At 54.8% G+C, this 4,694-nt stretch carries 5 protein-coding genes and 1 pseudogene; all 6 read left to right on the top strand.

Annotated elements, in window-relative coordinates; translation table 11 throughout:
* Positions 1 to 15 precede the first annotated feature (15 nt).
* On the top strand, positions 16 to 558 hold the full coding sequence (lepB, locus tag B9Z54_RS00180) for a signal peptidase I (RefSeq protein WP_113926544.1): 543 nt from the start codon (positions 16 to 18) through the stop codon (positions 556 to 558).
* A 12-nt stretch (positions 559 to 570) separates the two neighbouring features.
* On the top strand, positions 571 to 1,431 hold the full coding sequence (gene ylqF, locus B9Z54_RS00175; RefSeq protein WP_113926543.1) for a ribosome biogenesis GTPase YlqF: 861 nt from the start codon (positions 571 to 573) through the stop codon (positions 1,429 to 1,431).
* A 41-nt stretch (positions 1,432 to 1,472) separates the two neighbouring features.
* Positions 1,473 to 2,225, top strand: a complete 753-nt coding sequence (locus tag B9Z54_RS00170; protein WP_113926542.1) for a ribonuclease HII — start codon at positions 1,473 to 1,475, stop codon at positions 2,223 to 2,225.
* A gap of 11 nt (positions 2,226 to 2,236) precedes the next feature.
* Entirely contained in the window at positions 2,237 to 3,094 is an 858-nt protein-coding gene (locus B9Z54_RS00165; protein WP_240189738.1) for a hypothetical protein, read from the top strand.
* A complete protein-coding gene (locus B9Z54_RS00160; RefSeq protein ID WP_481747762.1) occupies positions 2,997 to 3,341 on the top strand; it encodes an EscU/YscU/HrcU family type III secretion system export apparatus switch protein in 345 nt (114 codons plus the stop codon). The genes B9Z54_RS00165 and B9Z54_RS00160 overlap by 98 nt, the downstream gene beginning before the upstream one ends.
* A gap of 120 nt (positions 3,342 to 3,461) precedes the next feature.
* A pseudogene (gene sucC / locus B9Z54_RS00155) lies at positions 3,462 to 4,619 on the top strand (ADP-forming succinate--CoA ligase subunit beta).
* Positions 4,620 to 4,694: the final 75 nt, after the last annotated feature.

Below are 4,694 nucleotides of genomic sequence, written 5' to 3'. Positions count from 1 at the left end.
GAGGAGTGAGGCAAGTTGAAAGAAGTGTTCAGTTGGCTTAAGGCGATCGTCGTGGCGCTCGTCATCGCGTTCGTGATCCGGACGTTCATCTTTGTACCTGTCATCGTCGAGGGAGAGTCAATGATGCCGACGCTCCAAAATGCCGATCGCATGATCGTTAGCAAAATCTCAAATTACGTCGGTGAACTCGACCGGGGCGATATCATCGTCTTCCACGCGACGGAATCGAAAGACTATATTAAACGCGTCATCGCCATCCCTGGCGACACGCTCGAATATCGGGACGATACGCTTTATTTGAACGGCGAAGCGGTCGAAGAACCGTATTTAGAGGATTTTCAGGCACAGATGAACGGCTTTCCTCTTACCGAGAACTTTACGCTCGAACAAGTGACGGGCGAGACGGTCGTCCCTGAAGGCTCGTACTTCGTTATGGGTGACAACCGCCAAAACTCGAAAGACAGCCGTGAAATCGGCTTTGTCCCGAAAGAGAACGTCGTTGGCAAAACGAACTTCGTGTTCTGGCCGCTCGGCGATTTCGGGACCGTACAAGAATAAGGTGGTGTTTTTTTGGCAATTCAATGGTTCCCTGGCCACATGGCCAAGGCACGAAGACAAGTAACCGAGAAATTAAAACTGATCGACGTCGTCATCGAGCTCGTCGATGCACGCGTCCCACAATCGAGCCGTAACCCGATGGTCGATGAGATCACGGAAGGCAAACCGCGTCTCATCGTCTTGAATAAAGCCGATATGGCCGATCCTGTCGTCACTGACGCCTGGCTCCGCGCCTTGAAGCGCGATGACGTCGAGGTCGTCGCCGTCGACGCGAAACATAGTAAAGGTTTGAAGCAGCTCATGTCGGGCGCAGAGAAGCTCATGCAAGAGAAGCATGACCGCATGCGTGAGAAAGGCCGGAACCCCGGTCCGATTCGCGCTCTCATCATCGGTATCCCGAACGTCGGCAAGTCGACGCTCATCAACCGCCTCGCCGGACGCAACATCGCTGTCACTGGCGACCGTCCAGGTGTCACGAAGCGCCAGCAATGGATCAAGATGAAAGGCGGCGAGATGGAATTGCTCGATACGCCGGGGATTCTTTGGCCGAAGTTCGAGGACCAGATGGTCGGTTATCGCTTGGCGGCGACCGGTGCCATTAAGGATGATATTTTGAACCTTGATGATATTGCGCTCTATGCGACCCGTGAGCTATCGGCCCGCTATCCGGAACAGTTGAAAGAGCGATTCAAAATCGATCAACTGCCGGAAGACGCCGTCGAACTGCTCGAATTGATCGGGAAGAAGCGCGGCCTGTTAAGCGGCGGCTACGTCGATTTCGAGAAGGCGAGCGAATTACTATTGAACGAACTGCGTCATGAGAAAATCGGACGGGTCTCTCTCGAGACGCCGGCCGACCATGATATGGCCTAAAGTCCTGTGCAAACAGGGCTTTTTTGGATAGGAGGAACAGTATGACGATTCAAGCGATTAAACAACGGCTAAAAACGGTCCGATATGAAGAGTGGGAAGAGGTCCGGGCTACATTGAAGGACGACCCGCGTGCAGGCGTCCAGACGTTGCTCAGGCAGCGTGAGCGCCAATTCGAGATCGAACGTGCGCTACGGGATGATTATATGGCCCGGAGCGTGTTCGAGGACGAGCTGAAAGCGAGCGGATACGTCCGCATCGGCGGTGTCGATGAGGTCGGGCGGGGGCCGCTCGCGGGTCCTGTCGTCGCAGCGGCCGTCATCTTGCCGGAAGGGTTTTACCATCCGGGCCTGAACGACTCGAAGCAGATGTCGCCATCGGCAAGGGAAGTCGCGTATCGCGCCCTCATGGACGAGGCCGTGGTCGGTGTCGGCATCGTCGACGCCGATGTGATCGACCGCGTCAACATTTACGAGGCGACCAAACTCGCGATGATGGAGGCGGTACGCCAACTCGATGGGGTCGATGCGCTCTTGATTGACGCGATGCGGCTCGATCTCGACGTCCCGCAACAGTCGATCATCAAAGGCGATACGCGGAGCGTATCGATCGCGGCGGCGAGTGTCGTCGCCAAAGTCGTCCGCGACAACATGATGGAAGACTATGCCGTCTGCTATCCGGGCTACGGTTTCGAACGGAACGCGGGCTATGGGACGAAAGTACACTTGGCCGGGCTTGCGGAACACGGGATCACACCGATTCACCGGAAATCGTTCGCGCCGATTAAACATATGTAGGAGGGGACATCATGCGGATCGATCATCAAGGCGTCATGCCGTTCAAAATCACGGAACAGAATTCACGACAACTGCTGATCGGCAACACGGTCGTCGGTCGCGTGCTCCAGCTGTTGCCGGGAGGCGAGGCGGTCATGCAACTGCCGCAAGGTTTGTTCCGGGTCGGCGTGAACGCTGACGTCAAAGAGAACGTCACATACAAGATGATCGTCACCGAGCTCGAACCGAAGCTCGTCTTGAAAGTCGTACCGCAACAAGCGGAAGCGCTCGCGCAGACAGCGCGCACGCCGCTCGCCTTCTTGGGCGCGGAACTCGGACGGCTCGCCCGTCAGCCGTTCGACACGCCTGAATCATTGCAGGCGCAAGGGCGTCAATTGCTCGAGAGCGGAGCCGGGTCAGATGTGAAGCAACTTGTCGGCGAGTTGTTCAAAGCGAAAGGGGACCCGAAGTTCGAGCAGTTCGTCCGGGCCCAGGAGACGTTCAACGCCCTGCAGACGCCGCCGTACGTCGCTCAAGCATTTCACATACCGCATTTGGGGCCATTCGAACACGTCAGGTTCCGCCTCGAGGCGCCCAAAGGCGAGATGATTGACGCCGACCACGCGCGGATCGTCTTATTTCTAGAGACGCCGAAGTTCGGGGAGACAGGCATCGACCTGCTCGTCCAAAAACGACACGTATCGATTAAAGTGTTCAATGAGCGGCACGATTTGAGTCCGTTCGTCAACGCCTACGAGCCGCTGCTCGGCAAGGCGCTCGAGGCGAGCGATTATGAATTGTCACGCTTCTCGTTCGAAGAAAGCGGGAATCCGTGCCAGACACGTTCGCCCCGCTCGGAAAGGTGGATCAACGTATATGACAGACCGTAAACAAGCGATTGCCTTGTCGTATGAGCAATCGATGGATGCCCCGCGCGTCGTTGCCAAAGGGGGCGGACTCGTCGCCGAGCGCATGCTCGCGCTCGCGCAGGCGAACGGGGTGCCGATTCATGAGGACCCGGCCTTACTGTCACTCTTGTCCGCTTTGCAGATCGAGGAGCACATCCCCGGACGACCTATATCAAGTCATCGCCGAGCTTTTTGNGTTTCTTTATCAGATGGAACAAGGAAAAATTGAGGATGTCTAGGGGTAGATGTGAAAAAAAGATGAAAACTTAAAGCAAGAACGATAGACAGCGCTTTCAGTTTTTCGTTACAATAGACGTGCCGATATTAAAGGGGACTAAGGGGAAACGAAATGAATATCCATGAGTATCAGGCGAAAGAATTGCTTCGGGCGTTCGGAGTGGCCGTACCTACGGGCTATCCGGCGTTCACGGTTGAAGAAGCAGTTTCAGCCGCCGCCAAGCTAGACGGTGAACTAAAAGTTGTCAAAGCCCAAATCCACGCAGGAGGCCGCGGGAAAGCCGGTGGTGTCAAACTTGCGAAGACGGATGAGGAAGTCAAACAGTACGCGTCAGAGATTCTCGGCAAGACGCTCGTCACGCATCAGACTGGACCTGAAGGAAAAGTCGTGCAACGCCTCTATATCGAAGAAGGTTCTGCGATTGACCAAGAATTTTACTTAGGACTTGTGCTTGACCGTTCGATCGGCCGAATTGTCATCATGGGTTCATCAGAAGGCGGTATGGACATCGAAGAAGTCGCTGAACATACACCTGAAAAGATTCATAAAGAAGTCGTCGACCCGGTCGTCGGACTCCGTCCGTTCCAAGCGCGTCGTCTCGCCTTCAAGATGGAAGTGCCAACGAAACTCGTCAACAAGTTCAGCGACATGGTCATGAAATTGTACAAAGTGTACGTTGAGACAGATTGCACGATCGCGGAGATCAATCCGCTCGTCACGACGAAAGACGGCAACGTCATCGCGCTCGATGCGAAACTCAACTTCGACAGCAACGCGCTCTATCGTCATACAGACATCGTCGACCTTCGCGACACGACGGAAGAAGACCCGCGTGAAGTCGAGGCATCAAAACACGACCTCAGCTATATCGCGCTCGACGGCAACATCGGTTGCCTCGTTAACGGGGCTGGCTTGGCCATGGCGACGATGGATATCATCAAGCATTATGGAGCCGAACCCGCTAACTTCCTCGATGTAGGCGGCGGTGCGACGAAAGAAAAGTACGGAAGCGTTCAAATTGATTTTGTCAGACGACCAAGTCAAAGGAATCTTCGTTAACATCTTTGGTGGCATCATGAAGTGTGACATCATTGCTGAAGGTATCGTCGCGGCGACGAAAGAAATCGGTCTCGATTTACCACTCGTCGTCCGTTTAGAAGGCACGAACGTGGATGCGGGACGACGCATTCTCGATGAATCTGGACTTGCGATCACTTCGGCGAGCTCGATGGCTGACGGTGCAGAAAAATCGCGGCACTCGTTCGATAAGGGGGAAACGACATGAGTATTTGGGCGAATCAAGATACAAAAGTGATCATTCAAGGGATCACGGGGAAACAAGGT

Origin of the sequence: Bacillus sp. P14.5 (genome assembly GCF_003316765.1) — a bacterium.
Lineage (GTDB): Bacteria > Bacillota > Bacilli > Bacillales > Bacillaceae_B > Rossellomorea.
The sequence above is the reverse complement of the archived record's forward strand: the minus strand, read 5'-3'. Positions and strand labels throughout refer to the sequence as shown.

Bases quoted from the DNA above. Each gene is read 5' to 3' on its own strand.
- B9Z54_RS00165 (WP_240189738.1), top strand. From the start codon at position 2,237: ATGCGGATCGATCATCAAGGCGTCATGCCGTTCAAAATCACGGAACAG.
- B9Z54_RS00170 (WP_113926542.1), top strand. From the start codon at position 1,473: ATGACGATTCAAGCGATTAAACAACGGCTAAAAACGGTCCGATATGAA.